The sequence below is a fragment of the Acinetobacter sp. XH1741 genome, from assembly GCF_041021895.1.
Lineage (GTDB): Bacteria > Pseudomonadota > Gammaproteobacteria > Pseudomonadales > Moraxellaceae > Acinetobacter.
The window spans coordinates 3800139-3819669 of record NZ_CP157428.1; the positions used below are offsets into that span (position 1 = coordinate 3800139).

The following is a 19531-nucleotide window of genomic DNA, read 5'->3' on the forward strand; positions in this document are numbered from 1 at the left end:
AACCTTAAGTGAATATTATCGTTCACTTTTAGATCATTTAAACATTTTTCATGATTTACGCCAGAAGCACAGCCATAAAAAAGTGAAAAAGTTTATACTAGGCGCAATTTTTGCGGTGTTTTTTTCTAAATATGCAACTGTCTGACTTTTCCTTTGAATTACCTGATGAACTTATTGCCCGTTACCCTCTTGAATCACGTAGTGCTTCACGATTGCTGCACCTAGACTCAAAGGGCCAATATCACGATCACATGTTCACAGACATTATTGATCTGTTCGAAGAAGGTGATCTATTAGTGCTGAATGACACCAAAGTCATGAAAGCACGACTTAAAGGAAAACGTGCTACAGGCGGTGCTATTGAGATTTTGGTCGAGCGTATGCTCAACCACACCACTGCGTATTGTCATATTAAAGCAAGTAACTCACCGAAAGCGGGTGCCGAGCTTTTTGTAGGTGCAGACAATATTCCTGTGATTGTACGTGGCCGTCACGAAAACTTATTTGTAGTTGAGTTTTCACAGCCGATCTTGCCTGTACTTGAGCAATATGGTCAGTTACCTATTCCGCCTTACTTTAACCGTGAAGCAGAAGAAATCGACACTGAACGTTATCAAACGGTTTTCCATAACCCAGAAAAAATTGCCAGTGTGGCTGCACCAACTGCAAGCTTGCACTTTGACGAAGCGTTATTAGCAAAGTTAGATCAAAAAGGCGTTAACAAAACGTTTGTGACTTTGCATGTTGGTGCAGGTACTTTTATGCCTGTACGTACTGATAACATTACCAATCATGTTATGCACAGTGAATGGTGTGATGTTCCTCAAGAAACGATTGATTTAATTTTGGCGACTAAAGCACGCGGTAATAAAGTAATTGCTGTTGGTACAACCGCAACACGTGCTTTAGAAAGTGCAGCTCAAGCACACGGCGGAAAAATCGCAGCGTGGAATGGTGATACGCAAATCTTTATTTATCCAGGTTATGAATTCTGTATCGTAGACCGTTTAATTACCAACTTCCATTTACCTGAATCTACCCTGCTCATGCTAGTTTCAGCATTGTCGAATCGAGACAATATTTTGGCTGCTTATGAACATGCAGTTAAAAGCCGCTATCGCTTCTTTAGTTATGGCGATGCAATGCTGATTGATAAATTAGAAGTTTAAAAATTAAAGCTGGGTTAAACCTTATTAGTTAATATGAGGTTTAGCCCGATATCTATAATTAAAATAGTCTTGCTATTTCTATTTATCTCTTTAAATTTAAAAGATAATCTAGGCTTAGCACTTTATGATAATCAACTCTATATCTTCATGCCAATTGATACCGTACAACAAGCACTTCATATAAGACGTAAAAAAAATAAACAGGTCTTTCGTAATATTGCTCGGCTTTGGGACGCAGGACACAAGTCACAAACAGATCAAGAGCTATTAAATGCCTTACATCCATGGCGTGAAGATCATAACCTTTGTTTTGCTAATGTACTGCCACATTTATTAGGTGTTTGCAGTATTACGACTTTATTGTTCGGATACTTTTTTCATCCTCATATTCAATATATTTGGAGTCTGTTATGGGCATTTTTAACAGGTTTTCTAGCATATTTGCTCTATGAACCTCAGAAGCCATTAACCGAAGTCATTCATTATTTAGAACGGCGTATGACTGCTTTACGTTATGGCATACAGTTTCAGCAGTTACCAGCTTATCTTCCAATTCAAGCACAACCCATTTTAGTCTTAAGCAAACTAAAACAACACTTTTCCCTATTTAACCGAGGCAATGAAGCTAATGAAATTACTCAGTTTGCTTCAACGACATGGCATGATGGCATTACAAATCATCAAGTCCTGCTAGTTAAATATCACTATGTAAATAATTTACCTATCCTTCAAGATCAGAACAGTGATAAAAAAATAGTAAAAGAGATTCACAAAGACTTATGGGGCGCTTTTATATTTCAAATGCCGGCCTTAGGTATTGCTGTAAGTAATCAACGCCCTCGCTTTTTTGCACCATACTTAAGTGAATGGCAAAGTACCGACATTCTCATTAACCAGGAGCTCAATATTTTTGGAATTGACCAACACCAGTTAGCTAAAGAAATTAGTCCAAGCCTAACTTTAAAACTTCATGATTTTTTTGAACATTTTTCCGGTGATTTAATTTATCATCATGAAGAGCAAATATTATGTTATCTCGGTGAGCAAGATCTTTTTCAAACCACCAGCAAACGTAGTGAAATTCATGATATTCCGGCATTACGTGGACATTTACGTACCATGACCATGCCGCAATATGAAAAATTTCAGCAATTCATGCTTAATTTAATTAAATAAATCTCTCGTAGTGCCGAACTGGCAACTTATTAAAAAAATAAGAAGTTAAAAGGCTCAATGAGGGAATAAAAATAAGAGGAGTGAAAATGAAAGGCTTATTCATTTTCTTGGGGATTTTCGTCGTAATGATTGCGTGGGGCATCCACATTCGTAACAACATTGTGCGTTATTTTAACGCGACCAAACGTGCTTGGGCAGAGGTTGCCAATTTCGAACGTCAGAAAGTAAAAACACTTGAAGCATTAGAAACTACACTTAACCAATATACTCAGTTCGAAAAATCGACTTTGGAAAAAGTGACGGCTTTACGTCAACAAATTCTCAGTTTAAATGTCGAGCATACCGATATTGCTCAGATACAACAGATTGAAAAAATGAGTAAAGAGCTGATCCGTAGTCTAAATGTAGTGGTTGAAAATTATCCTGAACTTAAGGCAGATACGCTCTATAGCAAAATGATGGATGATATTCAGGAACAAAACGAAAATGTAGGTGCTGCGATCAGCATTTTTAACCGCAATGTCGAAGTATTTAACAACCAAATTGAAGTGTTCCCAAACAATATTATTAATACGATGACTTTATCTAAAAAAGCAATTCGTCCTTTTCGAGATAATTTGGCTACAGAAAATTTTGACTACAAACCTAATTTTTAGTCTCAATAAAAAAGTGGTCATTCAATCGGAAATTTGACCTATTTTATAGTCAGCTACATTTAGTAGTAGAACTACTTGGCAGAATCAAGGAAAATAGCCCTCTTATTTTTAGGGCTATTTGTATTTTTAAATTGGTCTTCCCGTTTAAAAACTCATAATTTGACAGCCTCTATTTAGCAGCGAACTGTTTTTTCGCCCTTGCACTGCCCTACGGTATTGCTTGCTATTGCTCAGGATTTTTAGATGAAGTTTGAAAAATTAGGTCAGTCGGGTCGTGCCCGTCGTGGTCGTTTAACTTTAGAACATGGTGTCGTTGAAACACCTGTTTTTATGCCAGTGGGGACTTACGGTACAGTCAAAGGCATGCTGCCACGTGATATCGAAGATATTCAGGCACAAATTATTTTAGGTAATACCTTCCATTTATATTTGCGTCCAGGCCTTGAAGTGATCAAGCAACACGGCGGATTGCACGACTTTATTAAATGGAATAAGCCAATTTTGACTGACTCTGGCGGCTTCCAAGTATTTAGTCTTGGCGCTATGCGTAAAATTAAGGAAGAAGGTGTTACTTTCCGCTCTCCGATTGATGGTTCAAAAGTATTTTTATCGCCTGAAATTTCAATGGAAATTCAGCATGTATTGAACTCTGACATCGTTATGATTTTTGATGAATGTACGCCGTATCCTGCGACACATGAAGAAGCACAAAAATCATTACAGCTTTCTTTGCGCTGGGCAAAGCGTTGTAAAACTCATCATCATAATGAACTTAAAAATAAGAATGCTTTATTCGGCATTATTCAAGGCGGTATGTATGAAGACTTACGTGATGAGTCTTTAAATGGCTTACTTGAAGTCGGCTTCGATGGCTATGCAATTGGTGGTTTATCTGTCGGTGAACCAAAAGAAGAGATGATCAAAGTTTTAGATTATCTTCCAAACAAAATGCCACAGGACAAACCACGTTACTTGATGGGCGTAGGTAAACCGGAAGATATCGTTGAAGCAGTGCGCCGCGGTGTAGATATGTTTGACTGCGTAATGCCAACACGTAATGCACGTAATGGTCATTATTTTGTCACTGATGGTCTGGTACGTATTCGTAATAGTAAATATCGTCATGATCAAGGTCCGCTTGACCCACACTGCGATTGCTATACATGTAAGAACTTTACCCGCGCTTATTTGTTCCACCTTGAAAAGTGTGGAGAGATGTTAGCGTCTATGCTTGGTACCATTCATAACTTGCGTTATTACCAACGTTTAACTGAAGGTATGCGTGATGCATTAGACAATGGCACTTTTGATGAATTTGTTCAGGACTTTTATGCCCGTCGCGGATTAGAAGTTCCACCTTGCCCTGTCGACGAATAAGCGAGATTTGCGCTCAACCTCAAGACAAGGTAAATTGCAAAACGAATTAGGATTATGTCAGGTATCTGACTCATATTTTTTAACTTTAGGAAATTAAAATGAGCTTGTTCATTTCTACTGCACATGCAGCTCCAGCGGCAGCCCAAAGCCCAGGTCTTTTACCAAACATTTTGATGATTGTTGTATTCGTTGCAATCTTCTATTTCTTAATCTGGCGTCCTCAAGCAAAGCGTGCAAAAGAACACCGTTCTTTAATCGAAAGCTTAGGTGTAGGTAGCGAAGTTGTTTTTGCTGGTGGTTTAATGGGCAAAGTAACCAAACTTGAAGGTGACTATGCGGTTGTTGAACTTAACCGTGGTGTAGAAGTAAAAATTCAGCGTGCCAGCGTAATTTCTGTATTACCTGAAGGCACTCTAAATAACCTTTAATCATAAAACAGTCGTGCTCTAGCACGGCTTTTTCATTTAAGAAGAAAGCGAATGCGTTACCCTGCATGGAAATATTTACTGATTCTGGTTGTTCTGGTAATCAGTACATTATACGCACTGCCTAGTCTATATCCGGATGAGCCCGCCGTTCAAATTTCCGGTGCCAAAGCTGGTACCCAAATTGATCAAAGTGTGGTGCAAAAAGCAGAGCAAATTTTAAAAACAGCAAATATTGCAAGCCACGATGATACTTTTACTAATAATGCTGCCCTCTTGCGTGTCAGTTCTTCTGAAGCGCAGTTAAAAGCAAAAGAAGTATTACGTCGTGACTTAGGTGATCAATATGTTGTTGCCCTAAACCTTGCACCAACAACACCAGAATGGTTGCAAAAAATTGGGGCAAAACCAATGAAACTTGGTTTGGACTTACGTGGTGGTGTCCACTTCTTGCTTGAAGTAGATATGGACAAAGCCATTTCCCAACGTATGGAAACCTCTGCCACTGATTTGCGTCGTCAGTTCCGTGAAAACAAGATTAATTTTAACAACCTTGCGTTAAATAATAATGTAATCACTGTTCAATTTGCTGACAATGCTGATCGTGATGCAGCAATGAATTTTTTACGTCGTAATGGTAATGAATATACCCAACAGGCGTTAGCGAGTACGACAGGTTCTACCCTAAAACTCACTTATACCGATGTACGTCGTCAAGAAATTCAGGCATATGCAGTCAATCAGAACTTAACAACACTACGTAACCGTATTAATGAACTTGGTGTTGCAGAAGCATTAGTACAAAGTCAGGGTAGCAACCGTATTGTCGTTGAATTACCGGGTGTTCAAGATACAGCAGAAGCTAAACGTGTTTTAGGTCGTACTGCTAACCTCGAATTCCGCTTGGTATCTGACTTAAATGATCAATATATTGACCCATATACTGGTAAATATAATGGTCAACCATTACCTCCGGGTACAGAAGTTTTTGCTTATCAATCTTTAGATAGCGGTCGTCAACTTTTGTTGCAACGTAACCGTATCTTGACTGGTGAACGTGTTCAAAATGCAAGTTCTGGCTTTAGCCAAGACTCTGGTGGTGCCGAAGTAAATATTACGCTCGACAGCGCTGGTGGTAAGCTCATGTCAGATGCAACCCGTAATGCTGTTGGTAAACGCATGGCGGTATTGTTCATCGAAAACAAGCAAAAGATTAGCTACGTTACAGATCCAACAACTGGTGCTCAAACAGAAGTTCGCACACCGTATACTGAATCTGTCGTAATTAATGCTGCAACTGTTCAAGCCGTTTTAGGTTCAACTTTCCGTATTACGGGTTTAAGTTCTCCTCAAGAAGCATCTGAACTTGCATTAATGCTTCGTGCGGGTGCTTTGGCTGCGCCAATGTACTTTGTAGAAGAGCGTGTGGTTGGTCCAAGTCTTGGTCAAGAAAACATTGATAAAGGTGTACTTTCTACTCAAATCGGTTTCTTGCTTGTTGCAATCTGGATGGTGGTGTTCTTCCGTCTATTCGGTTTAATCGCAAACTTTGCGCTTGTATTTAACTTGGCAATGATTTTAACCGTGATGTCATGGATAGGCGCTTCCCTCACTTTACCGGGTATTGCGGGTATCGTTATCACCATTGGTATGGCGGTCGATGCTAACGTTCTGATATGTGAGCGTATTCGAGAAGAAATGCTTTGGGGAGCCTCACCCAAACAGGCCATTGTGGCGGGTTATGATCGAGCCTATAACACGATCTTTGACTCGAACTTAACCACATTCCTTGTTGCTTTCATTCTGTTTGCAATTGGTACAGGCCCAATCAAAGGTTTCGCCGTGACATTAATGATCGGTATTATTTGTTCGATGTTTACTGCAATTACAGTAACACGTGCAATCGTACAGCTCATTTATGGTAAACGCCGTAATTTGAAAAAGTTGAGCATTTAAGGAGATCTATGATGACTAAAGTGACTCAACAAGATTCAAAACAATATGGTCGTCCGGATGATGCAAAAATCATCCCGTTCATGAAGATTGCTAAACCTGCAGCAATCTTCTCGATCCTTATTACTTTAGCGAGTATTTTCTTTATTGCGACTAAAGGTCTTAACTTAGGTTTGGACTTTACTGGTGGTGTTTCAGCTGAGCTGAACTATGCTCAACCGGCAAATCAGTCTGAAGTCATTCAGACACTCGATAAAGCTGGTTTTAAAGATGCTGTCGTACAAACCTTAGGTAGTAATAAAGACTTACTTGTGCGTATGCCAGTACAAGAAGTGAAGGTTGAAGACCTAAATAACGCAATTACTAAGGCTGTACAACTACCAAACAATGCTGCAGAAGTTCATAAAGTGGACTCTGTAGGTGGCCAAGTAGGTAATGAGCTTTATGTTCGTTCGGCTGGAGCAGTTGCACTTGCACTTATCTTAATGCTGATCTATGTCACCATTCGCTTTGAGTTTAAACTCGCGATGGGTGCCGTGATGTCTTTATTCCACGACATCATCATCATTATTGGTGCATTTGCATTATTCCAGTGGCCATTTGACCTTACTGTATTAGCTGCAGTACTGGCGGTTATTGGCTTCTCGCTTAACGATAACATCGTTGTTTCAGACCGTATCCGTGAAAACTTCCGTAAAATTCGCGGTGCGACTCCACGTGAAATCGTTGATATTGCTTTAACTGAAACCTTACGCCGTACCATTCATACCTCAATGACGTTATTGCTTGTTGTACTTGCAATGATGTTCTTAGGGGGTGATGGCTTACATTGGTTCTCTGTAGCCATGTTTGTCGGTGTATTTGTTGGTACCTATTCTTCGATTTATATCGGTACAGCATTTGCATTATGGCGTGGTCTTAACCGTCAAGACTTCATTGTTCAGGTTAAACCTGAATTTGAAGATGAAATCCCTTGATTGGCTAAATCAGACTATAAAAAAACCGCGATTTATTCGCGGTTTTTTATTAAGCTCAAAAATTATTTACGGCGTAAAGCATCTGAAATGGCTTCAACTAACTGTTGAGAAATCTCTTGTTTAGATGCTTTCTCTAACTCACGTTTTTTCATGTGGTAACTTTCAGCAAAGAAAACAGTCATCGCATTCTCATCAGAAGCAAAACCGATATCAGCACGTGAAACATCGTTACATGCAATCATGTCTAGTTTTTTAGCAACCAGTTTTCCTGCTGCATATTCTTCAACATTTTGCGTTTCGGCAGCAAAGCCCACCATAAATGGACGTTTTTCCTGACCTGCGATGGTTGCCACAATATCTGGGTTTTTAACAAGGGAAACATTCAGCTCATCCCCTGCTTTTTTAATCTTATGCTCAGCCACTTCAGCAACGCGATAATCAGCTACTGCCGCTGTTGCAATGAAAATATCACAGCCAGTCTCAAGTGAATTCATACTGACATCTAACATTTGTCGTGCAGAAGCAACATTTACACGTTGAACACCATTTGGTGTATCTAAACTTACAGGACCAGCAATTAAAGTGACTTTTGCACCTGCCGCATAACATGCAGCCGCTAAAGCAAAGCCCATTTTTCCAGTACTATGGTTTGAAATATATCGAACTGGATCAATCGCTTCACGTGTTGGCCCAGCAGTAATCACAACTTGTTTACCTGCCAATAAGCCAAATTTTTCAGCAATTGCACGTTGTGCTTGATGAAAGTAACCAGCGACTTGTCGAGCAATTTCTTCAGGTTCTGGCATACGGCCTAAACCGACATCACCACAAGCCTGTTCACCTGAATCTGGCATAATCACATGCACGCCATCTTCAACTAGCGTTTGCAAATTACGCTGAGTCGCTTTGGCCGCCCACATTTGTTGATTCATGGCTGGAGCAACCCATACAGGTGCTTTCGTTGCTAAAAATAGAGTACTGAGTAAGTCATCTGCTAAACCATTAGCAAACTTAGCGAGCGTGTCACAGCTTGCAGGCGCAACCAGTAATAAATCAGCCCAACGAGCCAACTCAATGTGGCCCATTCCAGCTTCAGCTTCAGGGTCTAAAAGTTCGGTATGTACAGGATTTCCCGAAAGAGCCTGAAACGTTAGAGGTGTAATAAATGCTTGAGCCCCGTGTGTCATCACAACCCGAACGTCGAAACCATAATCTTTAAGACGACGGACCAAAATGGCACTCTTATAGGCAGCAATTCCACCTGTAACGGCTAAAACAATGTTTTTATGAGGAATAACACTTAAATCAAAGCTCACGAACAGGATACCTTACTGTTGCAGTGGCGCTCACAATAGCATTAAATACGCGCAGACCCAAGATTGATTGGGCAAACAAAATAAATTTTTAAGCAGAATAATGCTGGGGAATATGAATACTTCTATTAAAAATTGGCCAGAACAAGAACGGCCAAGGGAACGGTTATTACAACAAGGTCCACAAAGCTTATCTGACTCGGAGCTACTTGCTATCTTCCTTCGTTCAGGCTCAAGACAACATTCAGCAGTCGAACTAGCACGTTTACTGATTCAACATTTTGGTGGCCTCAATGCTGTTTTCGATGCCACTTTCAATGAATTAGCTCAATTTAACGGTATCGGAGCAACCAAGTATTCTCAATTACTTGCGGTAAAAGAGCTGGGAAGACGTTACCTCGATCATCATTTCAGTCAAGCTGATCTGAGTCTCAATTCGTCTCACTTAGTTTTAGATTATCTACGTTATGAATTAAAAGGTGAAAAACAAGAAGTCTTTGCGGTACTGTGTTTAGATGCTGAACTACGAAAACTCCATTTTAAAAAGTTATTTTTTGGATCAGTTCAACACTGCGCTGTTTCAGTCAATCAAACCTTACGCTATGCCTTACAACAACATGCCTGCCAATTAGTAATTGCACACAACCACCCATTTGGCTCAGCACAACCCTCTGCCGAAGATGTGAAGTTAACCCAACAGCTTGAACAAGCTTGTCAGCTAGTTGAAATTCGCTTACTGGACCATTTTATTATCTCGCCAGAAGGTAGTTTTTCATTTGCTGAGCAACAACTGCTCAACCCTACCACAATACCCGTTCAATGATATTGACAAAGTTTCACTAAGCTTAGAATATCAAAACAAAAATAGTGATGTTTAAAATAAAATGATTGTTCGTGATCAGCCTAGTATTTTTAAAGTTTTATTCTCTTGGCGAGGGACGATATTACCTAAAATTTTGCCCTCTTTAGGGGTAGTAATGCTGATTTCGGCAATTGTTGGTGGGGTTGAATATATTAATCTCTACCGTTTTCCAGAAATTCCCTTAGTTGGCTTCACCCTAATTGGTGTCGTACTTTCTATTTTTTTAGGTTTTAAAAATACTGCTTGTTATGACCGTTGGTGGGAAGCCCGAAAACTATGGGGAGTGCTGATTGCAACTTCACGTCATTTTGACCGCGACTGTCGTATTTTAACTCAAGCTCGCCGTGAGCGTGTCATCCAGCATGTTATTGTTTTCGCAAATGTATTACGTGACCGTTTGCGTCGCCAAACAGCTAACCCAACCGAGTTAATACAAACCAGCGGTATGAGTCAGCAAGCACTGACTCAGCTATATCAACAAAATAATGCACCTCAATACACGCTGAGTCTTATTCAATGGGAATTGCTACAAGCGCTTAAAGAAGGAGAAATCTCAGACATTATTTATGCTCAAATGAATAAAAATGTTGCAGATTTAAGCGTCGTACAAACTGGTTGTGACCGTATTGCAAATACCCCTATTCCTTTTGCCTATTCCGTTTTACTCAACCGCACTGTTTACTTTTTTTGTTTCATGCTGCCGTTTAGTTTAGGTTCTTTGCTTGGATTAGCCACACCTTTACTGGTTGGAATTTTAGCTTATACATTTTTAGGTCTTGATGCTCTAAGCTCTGAAATTGAAGAACCTTTCGGTACTCAAAGTAATGATTTACCTTTAGATGCAATGGTACGTAGTATTGAAATTGAACTTTTAGGAACGCTTGGTAAACCAACGCCCTCTCCTATCCAAGCTCAAGATAACAACCTCTTATAAAGAGATTAGAGAAAACGCTCCCAAATACCTTGCTGCTTAGTCGTAGGTTTAGGTGTATTACCTAATTTAATCCAAGGCATATTTTCACCATGGAAATCACTGCCAATTGAAACAGCCAAATGGTATTGCTCAATCATACGATCAATCATTTGGCGAGTGGATAGAGGGTCTACAGGAGGCGGCAACTCCACAGCATCACCACCACAACTCGCAAATAATTCTATTAAATATCGCGTATTAGTCGCCGATAAATCATATCGCGTTGGATGGGCTAAGACTGCAAAACCTTTACTATTATGAATAACCTCTATTGTTTCTTTTAAGCCTAGGCCTTCAAATTTTACAAAGGCGCGTTTTCCTTCTTTTAAGAAACGATCAAAAGCTTGTTGAGGACGACTCACCACATTTTTTTCGACTAAGGTTTTAGCAATATGGGTTCTGGTAATACGGTCAGGCTGATTTTCAACTTTATCGAGTACATCTTGATAAATATCAAAGCCAATACACTTTTTTAACAGTTCACAAATGACTTCTGCTCTTTGTGCTCTAATTCTTTTTTGTTGTTCTAATGCTTCTAAAATTGGCGCTTCATTTTGCATATTTAAAGCCACGATATGCACACCATAGCTTTTTTTCGTGCTAGGCCGAGACCATTGGCTTGAGATCTCTACACCAGAAATAATTTGTAAATCATGAGGTTGTGCAGCAGCTTTTGCACGCAGCAATCCATCCATCGTATCGTGATCGGTGAGCGCCAAAGTATGCAACTTCACATCGACAGCAGCTTGCACCAGCAATTCCGGAGACAAAGTTCCATCAGAAATATTGCTATGTGTATGTAAATCTATGCCTTGCATCTTTTATACTATGCCATTCACCAAACCGGATCAGATACTCTAACATGAAAGCACTTCTGGACTTTGTTCCATTAATTATTTTCTTCTATTTATATAAAACTGTTGATCCTGCAAATGCTCATCACCCTTTGCTTAAACTGATCGGTTCCGCTGGCGGTGTAAATAATAATAATATTCTTGTCGCAACTACAGGCTTAATTATTTCAATGCTTGTGGTATATGGCGCCCTATTTATTTTCCAAAAATTCCGTCTAGACAAACAACAATGGTTTGTATTGTTTATGACAGTCATTTTTGGTGGCATTACGCTTATGTTAAGCGATGATTTTTATATTCGTTTAAAAGCTGCGATTCTAAACTTGGTGTTTGCTGGCGCTTTCTTAGTTTCACCTTGGTTTGGTAAAGAACGTAAGCCTCTTATTAAACGTTTATTCGATCCGATTTTAGACTTAAGCGAAAAAGGTTGGAAAAACTTAAACTTTGCTTGGGCAGCGATGTTTGTCGTCATGTCTGGTTTACATGTTTTCTTCGCATTTTTATTTCACGGCGGAAAATATTGGGGCGAATTTACTGCATTTGGTGACATGATTGTCATGTTTTCATTTATCATTATTCAGTTCATTATTTTACGTAAACATTTTAAGTCACCAGAGGCTTAAGGTGATTTCGGTTTGATTATAGAGATACGATTACATGCCTTTTTTTGTTCTAAGCTGTACCGATAACGAAGGAACTCTAGAGAAACGTTTAGCGGTCCGCCCTCAGCATATCGAACGTTTGCAAAAACTTGATGATGAAGGTCGTCTTGTTGTCGCTGGAGCTATGCCTAAAGACCCTAATGATCCCAAAGCTGGTTTTTATGGCAGCACCATGATTGTGGAGTTTGATAGTCGTGAAGCCTTAGACGAATGGTTAAAAGAAGAACCATTTCTTAAAGAAGGCATTTATGGCCATATCGATGTTAAACCATTTAATAAAGCATTTCCAAAAGGGTAAACGCATGCAGCTTGCAACCAAAAGCTTTCTTGGCTTGTGTTTGATATGTTCAACTGCCGGCGCCGTTGAACCTGCTGCAACACCAGCAACTACACCTTCAACTCAGGCTGCTAAACCAGCGCCTACTGCTGCAACTGTGGCTAAACCAACGGCTTCAGCACCTACTACCAATCAGCCGCTTACAGCAGAGCAAATTGCAAAGAATAAACAGCAGCAAGATGCAAAAATCAAAGCGTTAGTCCAAGATCAAGCTTCTCGTCTTAAACAGCTAGAACATGCAAATCTTGAAGCACTTGCCCAAAACCAAGAGTTACAGTTAAAAAACGATAACTTGTCGGTTCAGGTGCAAGTATTGCAAAGTGAGCGTAGTGCCCAAATGTTCTTATATGGCGCAGTAACGCTTGCAGGTGGCGTACTACTTGGTTTCTTTATCGCTAGTTATGTTTACACCAAACGTCGTCGTCAGTGGTAATTCTGGGCGACTTATTAAACCGAATGAACAAATCAAACTGTATACAAACTGCTGAGCTGGATTGGGAATCTATTGATGGTATTGAGGTTCCCATTTCCAAACAATTTGGTGATGTCTATTTTTCTAAAGATAATGGTCTGCTTGAAACACGTCATGTATTTCTAAATGGTAATGACTTATCAGAACGATTAGCCAATTTACAAGACTTTGAATATTTTAGTGTAGGAGAAACCGGTTTTGGTACGGGTTTAAATATTCTTGCACTCTGGCAACTTTGGCAGCAGGTTCGTCCAAATAATCACAGTCATTTACATGCGATTAGCGTTGAAAAATTCCCATTAAATAAAGCAGACCTTATTCGTGCACTGAATGTATGGGATGAGCTTAAACCACTTGCCAAGCAACTGATTGAGCAATATCCCTTACCCCTAGCAGGTTGTCATCGCTTAAGCTTTCCAGAAGAACGCTTCAGTATTGATCTATGGCTAGGAGATGCACAGGATATTTTCCCAAGTATGGTAAAAACCAAAGCAGTAAATGCATGGTTTTTAGATGGGTTTGCACCTTCTTGTAATCCCGATATGTGGGAACAGAACGTTTTAAACAATATTGTACGACTCTCTGACTATGGCACTACATTTGCCTCATTTAGTGTAGCGGGTGTTTTAAAACGTGGATTAAAGTCGCACGGTATTGATATTTCACGTCCTCGCGGTTTTGGCCATAAACGAGAAATGCTTAAAGCAATTTGGAAACCTTCATTAAATGAAGAAATTCCTTCAGAAATAAATAAAAACCATTCTTTAAGTTTTACACAGCAGAAGATTGCTGTTATTGGCGCAGGAATTGCCGGTTTAAGCACAGCGTGGGCATTTGCAGAGCGTGGTCATCAAGTTACGCTGTTCGAGCGCACAGCAGCCCTCTCAGGCGCTTCTGGTAACCCTTTGGCACTGCTTAATCCTAAACTATGCCCGATTGAACAAAGTCATGAGCATCTTATGACTTTAAGCTGGCAACATGCGCTGAATTTCTATAAAAACTTCCAAGCATTTCGCCCGATTCAAATACAACAAATGGCATTAAAGAATGCAGAAGACCTTCTCGATCTTGCTCACCAATATCCTGCTGATATTGTCAGTTGCCAAAGAAGTTCACTTGAATCGGATTATCCACACATTCTATTGAGTGAGGCTGGAGCAGTTTCTCCGCACCAGTTACGTGATGAAATTTTGCAGCATCCATGCATTGAACTAAAAATTGCTCATATCACAGCACTTGTTTCTTTTGAAAATAAAGTTCAATTAAAGAGTGATCATGAAATCATTGCTGAAGCAGATCATGTTGTAGTGTGCTGTGCACGAGAAAGTACTGCTTTATTTGAAAGCTATCCACATTTAAAGCCAATACGTGGACAAGTGAGCTGGGTTAATAATTCTCTTGCCGCTCTTCCTTTAAACGAAGCGTATAGCTATGGTGGTTATTGCATGCAGCTCGACGCTTCACACCTTATTTTAGGGGCTTCTTTCTATCCAAACCGAGAAGACCAAGAAGTACTTAACGATGACCATGTGCATAACTTTGATTTAATCCACAGCGTCTTCCCGAGTTATACAAAACAATTACCACCCGTAGAACAATGGCAAGGTCGAGCAGCTGTTCGCGCTCAAAGTCCAGATTATTTCCCAGTCGTTGGAAAAATGCAGAACGACAACCGTATTTCTACCTTTGCAGGTTTAGGCTCAAAAGGTTTTTTATTTGCGCCACTTTGCAGCGAAGTACTTGTCGCCCAAGTTTTAGGTGAAGGTTGTCCAGTACCGGACAATCTATTACAGAAATTAAATGCCAAGCGCTTTGAAAAGAAAGTTAAACCGAAGAAACCTTATTTTAAATCTCAATAGTGCACTTGAGAAAATTTGGTTCCAATAAAAAAGCACCCGAAGGTGCTTTTTTTATGCGCCCTGCTCTAGAGGTAAACCTGCATCACGAGCTGCACGCGTCCCCCCCATCAGCACGACATATTCACGCGAGGCATCTAAGTCTTCTAGTTTCTCAGCTGCACGAGGAGCTTTGCTACCACCACCACATAAAATATAAATCGGCTGATCCGCAGCGACCTGGTTCAAAATATCAGCATTTAAATCATTAATCGGGCGACTTACCGCACCTTTAACATGCCCTTCTGCATAAGCACTTGAATCACGGACATCCCAGATAACAGCATTTTCTGGGAACTCAAATGTTGTAATTTCTTGTTTACGGATCATTGTGCACTCCTTTGATGTAAACAACACTTGGCAAATGAAGAAAACCCTCTTAGCATCTCAAATATTCTTTCACTTTGTAAAGGTCTAAACTATGCCTTCTTTCGATATTGTCTCTGAATTAGAGTTATTTGAAGTTAATCATGCTGTACAAAACACACAAAAAGAGATTGCAACACGCTTTGACTTCCGTGGTCACGATGTTTCAATCGAATTAAACGAAAAAAATAAAGAGATTAAAATCAGCACAGAAAGTGATTTCCAGTGTGAACAAGTTTACAACATGTTAGAAAATCACTTTTATAAACGTAAAATTGATGTTCAAGCACTTGATCCACAAAAAGCTGCTGCTTCAGGCAAAAATTTTGTACAAGTCATTAAACTTAAAGACGGTCTTGACTCAGATACTGCAAAAAAAATTAATAAAGCCATTAAAGAAAGTGGCGTTAAAGTGCAATCTTCTATCCAAGGCGACAAAATCCGTGTGACCGATAAAAAACGTGACACTTTGCAACAAGTCATGAATTTTTTACGTGAACAACAATTCGGTGTGCCATTACAGTTTAATAACTTTAAAGATTAATATCTTTTAGTGACATTCAAAGTTAAGGTAATCCCATGTCTCAATCCAATCGACTATTAAAACTGGTAAAAGCCACTTCAAAGTTTCCTAAAGGTATTCGAAGTACGCTTTGGAGCAAGGCATTTGGCCGTATTGTGCCAATGGTGGGTACAGCCAATATTCGCTATCTAGAAGTCGATATAAACCATGTTACTGTTCGTTTAGAGAACCAGAAAAACATGCAGAACCATATTAAAGGTGTCCATGCTGCTGCTATGGCACTTTTAGCAGAGACTGCGACAGGTTTTCTAACTGGGTTACATATTCCTGATAACCGCATTTTATTGATCAAATCATTGCATGTTGATTATTTAAAGGTGGTTGAAGGTGGCTTGACAGCAACCGCGACTCTCTCTACTGAACAGCAAAAATATATTGCTGAGCATGAGAAAGGCGAACTTATTATTCCAGTTACTGTCATTGATGATGCAGGCAATGAACCCATCCAATGTCAAATGCTTTGGGCATGGTTACCTAAACGTAAGAAATAATAACTAATCTAAAATATTTTTAGATTTTTATTTACCTCAGGATATAAAAATTAATTTTTTTGTATCTTGAGGTCAAAAATGAAAAAAATACTGATTCTATCCTCGTTATTTACCAGTTTTATATTTACAGCAGTGGCTACTCACGCTACCGCACCCACAAGTAAAACCAGTAAAATTGTTCAAGCCAAAACTGAGACAGTCGATAAACTAAGTGCACAAAATAAAAAAATTGTCACCGATTTTTATGAAGGTGTCTTTTTAAAACATAAGGTTAAAGAATATGCCGACCGCTATATTGGTCAACAATATATTCAGCACAATCCTAACGTTCCAGATGGAAAAGCACCTTTTGTTAACTTCTTCACTGAGAAATTCCAAAAAAATCCACAAGCTAAAAATGAAATTAAACAGGTAATTGCCGAAGGTAATCTCGTTGTTTTACACATTCACTCTACTGAAAATGAAAAAGATAGAGGCAGAGCAATTGTTGATATTTTTCGTGTAGAAAATGGAAAAATCGTAGAACATTGGGACGTTATACAAAACATTCCTGAGCAAAGTAAAAATTCTAATACAATGTTTTAGTTATAAAAATTAAAGCCTGAATACTCATATTCAGGCTTTATAGGCTTTATTGAGTTTCTAAGAATTTCTGTTTCGCTTCTTCAGGAATCTGGCGCTTGTTACCTTTTACATCAACAGCAACAAAGGTAAAGACCCCTTCAGTAATACGAATTGGTGCACGTGAGTCATCATGACTATCCCATACTTCAATTTGCATTTGAATAGACGTATTACCCACTTTTAAGATTTTGGTATAGCAGCTAATGACGAAGCCTACTTTTACCGGAACCAAAAAGGTCATCTGATTAATGGAAATCGTAGCACAGCGTCCGCGGCTAAAACGCTCCGCGTGAATTGCTCCAGCCAAGTCCATTTGTGACACGATCCACCCACCAAACACATCACCACTCCAGTTTGTATCTGCTGGCATAGCAATGGTTTGTAAGGATAAAATTCCTTCTGGTTTGGTATAAGCTTCTGACACCTTAGCTCCCGAAATTCGTTTGAAGTTGTTGATCTAGCCACTGCTGCAACTCAGGAGCGCGTAATGCACCGCTCATTCGAGCAACTTCTGTCGTTTTATTCATTAATACAACCGTAGGAATACTTCTCACATTAAACGCTTGGCTTAAGCGAGGAGACTCTTCAGTATTAATCTTGGCAAAAATAACACGTGGATTCTGTTTTGCAACTTGTGCAAAATGTGGTGCCATCATTTTACAAGGTCCGCACCATTCTGCCCATAAATCTATCAAAATAGGGAGATCACTATTCGTGATGTAGTTACTAAAATTCTGTTCATTTAACTCAATCGGCGCAAGTGGCAATAATGGTTGATGACATTGCCCACAACTCGGCTGCGCGCTAAGTTTTTCCTCTGGAACTCTATTCTTTGCACCACAAGATGCACATACAATAATCATTTACATCACTCCTATATGCTGATGTAAAAATTCTAATTGGGTCGTCACTGCTTTTTCAAACCATGAACCGTGATAGATATCAAAATGTTTCATATCCCACTCATGATAACTCACAAAAGGTGCAATATTAGTCGCAGCTTCACGGCTAGACTCAATCGGGATCAAAGAATCATTTTGAGCAGCAATAAATAAAACGGGAATATTAATCTGACGTACGAGTTGAATTGGTCGATAACGCATCAAATTAAAGAAGACTCGTGCTGGGACTTCCCCGCTCCAGTAATAATCAGGATTTACAATCGATAAATACCCATAATAGCTATCTGCTGTTGGCATAAAACATAATTTATGCTGATCAACAACAGGCAATCTCTTTGGATTAAGGCCCATTTTTGAACCCATATAATCTTGGCTCGACAACTTCAAAGCTTGGGGATAGCGCTGTAAGGGATATAGTTTTGCTGTTTCTGCACCGTCTACATATGGAATTTGTACCATAATGGCCTGAATATTTTTTAATTCAGAGGCTAGACTTAAAGCATAACCTCCACTTAAAGAAGTTCCCCACAATACAATTCTTCGATTATCTATGAGTTTACAAGTAGAAGCATATTGAATGACCGTCTTCCAGTCTTCTAGCTGAGAATTGATTGAAATCATCTCTCGAGGCTTACCTGTACTGCCTCCCCAATATCGATAATCAAACAAAATGACAGCATAACCTGCTTGAGCAAAACGCTGAGCATACTGAACAAGTTTGAATTGACGTAATCCAGCAAAACCATGTGCCATAATAATCACTGCAGATTTATTATTTGTTTTTGGAATATAAAAGTCAGCTGCGATCATTTCCTGATCACATGGAACATATAAAGGCTCAACCGTATAAGCGTGCATATGTACTCCGTGGCATTATGGTCGAAGTATTGAATTTACAAAAAACATCCTGATCGCCTTTTTAAAATCTAGAGCTGTTCTATGACATAAGTTTTATCTATGTAGGAACAACGTTTTAGTGTCTTGTATCTCAGGTTAAGCTTAATGCTATGATACAGCATAAGATGTTTTATTAAATTTTGGAGTGACGAAATGTCAGATAATGTTGGTTTCGCAGGTCAAATTGGTCCAGAACATGTTGGTCAAGTTGTAGAAAAAGGATTTAAATCTATTATTAATAACCGCCCTGACATGGAAGGCGGTCCAGAACAACCAACAAGCTCTCAAATTGAAGAAGCAGCACGTCAAGCAGGGCTTGATTATGTTTACCAACCTGTAGTTGCAGGTCAAATTACCGAGCTTGATGTACGTACTTTTGCAAATCATTATAATGAACTTCCAAAACCGGTACTTATGTTCTGCCGTACAGGGAACCGTTCAAACAATCTTTATCAATTAGCAAAACAAATGGATTTATTAGACGATTAATTCTTTGAATACAATTACTAAAAGCTCTATTTTTATTTAAAGATAGAGCTTTTTTAATAAAAAAATATATACAACTGC

The 19531-nt window shown here is 39.2% G+C and carries 23 protein-coding genes; 17 read left to right on the forward strand and 6 right to left on the reverse strand.

Features of this window, described 5'->3' with window-relative positions; genetic code table 11:
* Positions 1-131 precede the first annotated feature (131 nt).
* The 7 genes from queA (at position 132) to secF (ending at position 7733) form a co-directional block, all read left to right on the forward strand.
* Entirely contained in the window at positions 132-1169 is a 1038-nt protein-coding gene (queA, locus tag ABLB96_RS18225; protein ID WP_348898343.1) for a tRNA preQ1(34) S-adenosylmethionine ribosyltransferase-isomerase QueA, read from the forward strand.
* A gap of 147 nt (positions 1170-1316) precedes the next feature.
* Positions 1317-2345, forward strand: coding sequence for a hypothetical protein (locus ABLB96_RS18230; RefSeq protein WP_348898344.1), 1029 nt, complete (start codon positions 1317-1319; stop codon positions 2343-2345).
* A gap of 86 nt (positions 2346-2431) precedes the next feature.
* Positions 2432-3001 carry a LemA family protein gene (locus ABLB96_RS18235; protein WP_348898345.1) on the forward strand — a complete coding sequence of 190 codons (570 nt, stop codon included), beginning with the start codon at positions 2432-2434 and terminating at the stop codon, positions 2999-3001.
* 243 nt (positions 3002-3244) lie between these two features.
* Complete coding sequence (gene tgt / locus ABLB96_RS18240) at positions 3245-4378, forward strand: tRNA guanosine(34) transglycosylase Tgt (protein WP_348898346.1); 1134 nt, start codon at positions 3245-3247, stop codon at positions 4376-4378.
* A gap of 98 nt (positions 4379-4476) precedes the next feature.
* Entirely contained in the window at positions 4477-4806 is a 330-nt protein-coding gene (gene yajC, locus ABLB96_RS18245) for a preprotein translocase subunit YajC (RefSeq protein WP_000051669.1), read from the forward strand.
* 51 nt (positions 4807-4857) lie between these two features.
* On the forward strand, positions 4858-6759 hold the full coding sequence (gene secD, locus ABLB96_RS18250; protein WP_348898347.1) for a protein translocase subunit SecD: 1902 nt from the start codon (positions 4858-4860) through the stop codon (positions 6757-6759).
* 8 nt (positions 6760-6767) lie between these two features.
* Entirely contained in the window at positions 6768-7733 is a 966-nt protein-coding gene (gene secF, locus ABLB96_RS18255) for a protein translocase subunit SecF (protein ID WP_348898348.1), read from the forward strand.
* A 62-nt stretch (positions 7734-7795) separates the two neighbouring features.
* On the opposite strand, the gene coaBC is transcribed toward secF, so the two are convergent.
* Positions 7796-9049: a bifunctional phosphopantothenoylcysteine decarboxylase/phosphopantothenate--cysteine ligase CoaBC gene (gene coaBC / locus ABLB96_RS18260; protein ID WP_348898349.1), complete on the reverse strand. Its 1254-nt coding sequence runs from the start codon at positions 9047-9049 to the stop codon at positions 7796-7798.
* 100 nt (positions 9050-9149) lie between these two features.
* Between coaBC and radC the strand changes: the two genes are divergently transcribed.
* Together radC and ABLB96_RS18270 are read left to right on the forward strand one after the other, a co-directional pair.
* A complete protein-coding gene (gene radC / locus ABLB96_RS18265; protein ID WP_348898350.1) occupies positions 9150-9869 on the forward strand; it encodes a DNA repair protein RadC in 720 nt (239 codons plus the stop codon).
* 61 nt (positions 9870-9930) lie between these two features.
* Positions 9931-10842, forward strand: coding sequence for a bestrophin family protein (locus tag ABLB96_RS18270; protein ID WP_309456748.1), 912 nt, complete (start codon positions 9931-9933; stop codon positions 10840-10842).
* Between the two features lie 5 nt (positions 10843-10847).
* Here ABLB96_RS18270 and ABLB96_RS18275 read toward each other — a convergent pair whose 3' ends face one another.
* A complete protein-coding gene (locus ABLB96_RS18275; RefSeq protein ID WP_348898351.1) occupies positions 10848-11699 on the reverse strand; it encodes a PHP domain-containing protein in 852 nt (283 codons plus the stop codon).
* A 44-nt stretch (positions 11700-11743) separates the two neighbouring features.
* Here ABLB96_RS18275 and ABLB96_RS18280 point away from each other — a divergent pair, with 44 nt between their 5' ends.
* Genes ABLB96_RS18280 through mnmC form a run of 4 tightly spaced genes read left to right on the forward strand, consistent with a single transcriptional unit; the run spans position 11744 to position 15065 of the window.
* Positions 11744-12358 carry a septation protein IspZ gene (locus tag ABLB96_RS18280; protein WP_348898352.1) on the forward strand — a complete coding sequence of 205 codons (615 nt, stop codon included), beginning with the start codon at positions 11744-11746 and terminating at the stop codon, positions 12356-12358.
* A gap of 34 nt (positions 12359-12392) precedes the next feature.
* The gene (locus tag ABLB96_RS18285) at positions 12393-12695 is read left to right on the forward strand and encodes a YciI family protein (RefSeq protein ID WP_348898353.1); all 303 of its coding nucleotides are present in this window, start codon (positions 12393-12395) and stop codon (positions 12693-12695) included.
* A gap of 4 nt (positions 12696-12699) precedes the next feature.
* On the forward strand, positions 12700-13167 hold the full coding sequence (locus tag ABLB96_RS18290; protein WP_348898354.1) for a hypothetical protein: 468 nt from the start codon (positions 12700-12702) through the stop codon (positions 13165-13167).
* A 23-nt stretch (positions 13168-13190) separates the two neighbouring features.
* A complete protein-coding gene (gene mnmC, locus ABLB96_RS18295; protein ID WP_348898355.1) occupies positions 13191-15065 on the forward strand; it encodes an FAD-dependent 5-carboxymethylaminomethyl-2-thiouridine(34) oxidoreductase MnmC in 1875 nt (624 codons plus the stop codon).
* A gap of 51 nt (positions 15066-15116) precedes the next feature.
* Here the strand turns inward: mnmC and ABLB96_RS18300 are convergent, their stop codons facing one another.
* Positions 15117-15431, reverse strand: a complete 315-nt coding sequence (locus tag ABLB96_RS18300; RefSeq protein ID WP_002051246.1) for a rhodanese-like domain-containing protein — start codon at positions 15429-15431, stop codon at positions 15117-15119.
* A 91-nt stretch (positions 15432-15522) separates the two neighbouring features.
* Here ABLB96_RS18300 and ABLB96_RS18305 point away from each other — a divergent pair, with 91 nt between their 5' ends.
* The 3 genes from ABLB96_RS18305 to ABLB96_RS18315 all read left to right on the forward strand — a co-directional run bounded on the left by ABLB96_RS18305 (position 15523) and on the right by ABLB96_RS18315 (position 17126).
* The gene (locus tag ABLB96_RS18305; protein WP_309456753.1) at positions 15523-16011 is read left to right on the forward strand and encodes a YajQ family cyclic di-GMP-binding protein; all 489 of its coding nucleotides are present in this window, start codon (positions 15523-15525) and stop codon (positions 16009-16011) included.
* A gap of 35 nt (positions 16012-16046) precedes the next feature.
* Positions 16047-16541, forward strand: coding sequence for a DUF4442 domain-containing protein (locus ABLB96_RS18310; protein WP_348898356.1), 495 nt, complete (start codon positions 16047-16049; stop codon positions 16539-16541).
* A 78-nt stretch (positions 16542-16619) separates the two neighbouring features.
* On the forward strand, positions 16620-17126 hold the full coding sequence (locus ABLB96_RS18315) for an ester cyclase (RefSeq protein WP_348898357.1): 507 nt from the start codon (positions 16620-16622) through the stop codon (positions 17124-17126).
* Between the two features lie 46 nt (positions 17127-17172).
* Here ABLB96_RS18315 and ABLB96_RS18320 read toward each other — a convergent pair whose 3' ends face one another.
* The 3 genes from ABLB96_RS18320 to ABLB96_RS18330 are packed head-to-tail and all read right to left on the reverse strand — an operon-like array spanning position 17173 to position 18925.
* Complete coding sequence (locus ABLB96_RS18320; RefSeq protein WP_002051216.1) at positions 17173-17589, reverse strand: acyl-CoA thioesterase; 417 nt, start codon at positions 17587-17589, stop codon at positions 17173-17175.
* A gap of 1 nt (position 17590) precedes the next feature.
* Positions 17591-18028 (reverse strand): thioredoxin TrxC, encoded by a 438-nt coding sequence (trxC, locus tag ABLB96_RS18325; protein WP_348898358.1) that lies wholly within the window; start codon positions 18026-18028, stop codon positions 17591-17593.
* Complete coding sequence (locus ABLB96_RS18330) at positions 18029-18925, reverse strand: alpha/beta hydrolase (RefSeq protein ID WP_348898359.1); 897 nt, start codon at positions 18923-18925, stop codon at positions 18029-18031.
* A 192-nt stretch (positions 18926-19117) separates the two neighbouring features.
* Here ABLB96_RS18330 and ABLB96_RS18335 point away from each other — a divergent pair, with 192 nt between their 5' ends.
* Positions 19118-19453, forward strand: coding sequence for a TIGR01244 family sulfur transferase (locus tag ABLB96_RS18335; RefSeq protein ID WP_348898360.1), 336 nt, complete (start codon positions 19118-19120; stop codon positions 19451-19453).
* The last annotated feature ends 78 nt before the right edge of the window (positions 19454-19531 follow it).

Coding starts and splice junctions, on each gene's coding strand:
- queA (WP_348898343.1), top strand. CDS start 132: ATGCAACTGTCTGACTTTTCCTTTGAATTACCTGATGAACTTATTGCC.
- ABLB96_RS18230 (WP_348898344.1), top strand. CDS start 1,317: ATGCCAATTGATACCGTACAACAAGCACTTCATATAAGACGTAAAAAA.
- ABLB96_RS18235 (WP_348898345.1), top strand. CDS start 2,432: ATGAAAGGCTTATTCATTTTCTTGGGGATTTTCGTCGTAATGATTGCG.
- tgt (WP_348898346.1), top strand. CDS start 3,245: ATGAAGTTTGAAAAATTAGGTCAGTCGGGTCGTGCCCGTCGTGGTCGT.
- yajC (WP_000051669.1), top strand. CDS start 4,477: ATGAGCTTGTTCATTTCTACTGCACATGCAGCTCCAGCGGCAGCCCAA.
- secD (WP_348898347.1), top strand. CDS start 4,858: ATGCGTTACCCTGCATGGAAATATTTACTGATTCTGGTTGTTCTGGTA.
- secF (WP_348898348.1), top strand. CDS start 6,768: ATGATGACTAAAGTGACTCAACAAGATTCAAAACAATATGGTCGTCCG.
- radC (WP_348898350.1), top strand. CDS start 9,150: ATGCTGGGGAATATGAATACTTCTATTAAAAATTGGCCAGAACAAGAA.
- ABLB96_RS18270 (WP_309456748.1), top strand. CDS start 9,931: ATGATTGTTCGTGATCAGCCTAGTATTTTTAAAGTTTTATTCTCTTGG.
- ABLB96_RS18275 (WP_348898351.1), bottom strand. CDS start 11,699: ATGCAAGGCATAGATTTACATACACATAGCAATATTTCTGATGGAACT.
- ABLB96_RS18280 (WP_348898352.1), top strand. CDS start 11,744: ATGAAAGCACTTCTGGACTTTGTTCCATTAATTATTTTCTTCTATTTA.
- ABLB96_RS18285 (WP_348898353.1), top strand. CDS start 12,393: ATGCCTTTTTTTGTTCTAAGCTGTACCGATAACGAAGGAACTCTAGAG.
- ABLB96_RS18290 (WP_348898354.1), top strand. CDS start 12,700: ATGCAGCTTGCAACCAAAAGCTTTCTTGGCTTGTGTTTGATATGTTCA.
- mnmC (WP_348898355.1), top strand. CDS start 13,191: ATGAACAAATCAAACTGTATACAAACTGCTGAGCTGGATTGGGAATCT.
- ABLB96_RS18300 (WP_002051246.1), bottom strand. CDS start 15,431: ATGATCCGTAAACAAGAAATTACAACATTTGAGTTCCCAGAAAATGCT.
- ABLB96_RS18305 (WP_309456753.1), top strand. CDS start 15,523: ATGCCTTCTTTCGATATTGTCTCTGAATTAGAGTTATTTGAAGTTAAT.
- ABLB96_RS18310 (WP_348898356.1), top strand. CDS start 16,047: ATGTCTCAATCCAATCGACTATTAAAACTGGTAAAAGCCACTTCAAAG.
- ABLB96_RS18315 (WP_348898357.1), top strand. CDS start 16,620: ATGAAAAAAATACTGATTCTATCCTCGTTATTTACCAGTTTTATATTT.
- trxC (WP_348898358.1), bottom strand. CDS start 18,028: ATGATTATTGTATGTGCATCTTGTGGTGCAAAGAATAGAGTTCCAGAG.
- ABLB96_RS18330 (WP_348898359.1), bottom strand. CDS start 18,925: ATGCACGCTTATACGGTTGAGCCTTTATATGTTCCATGTGATCAGGAA.
- ABLB96_RS18335 (WP_348898360.1), top strand. CDS start 19,118: ATGTCAGATAATGTTGGTTTCGCAGGTCAAATTGGTCCAGAACATGTT.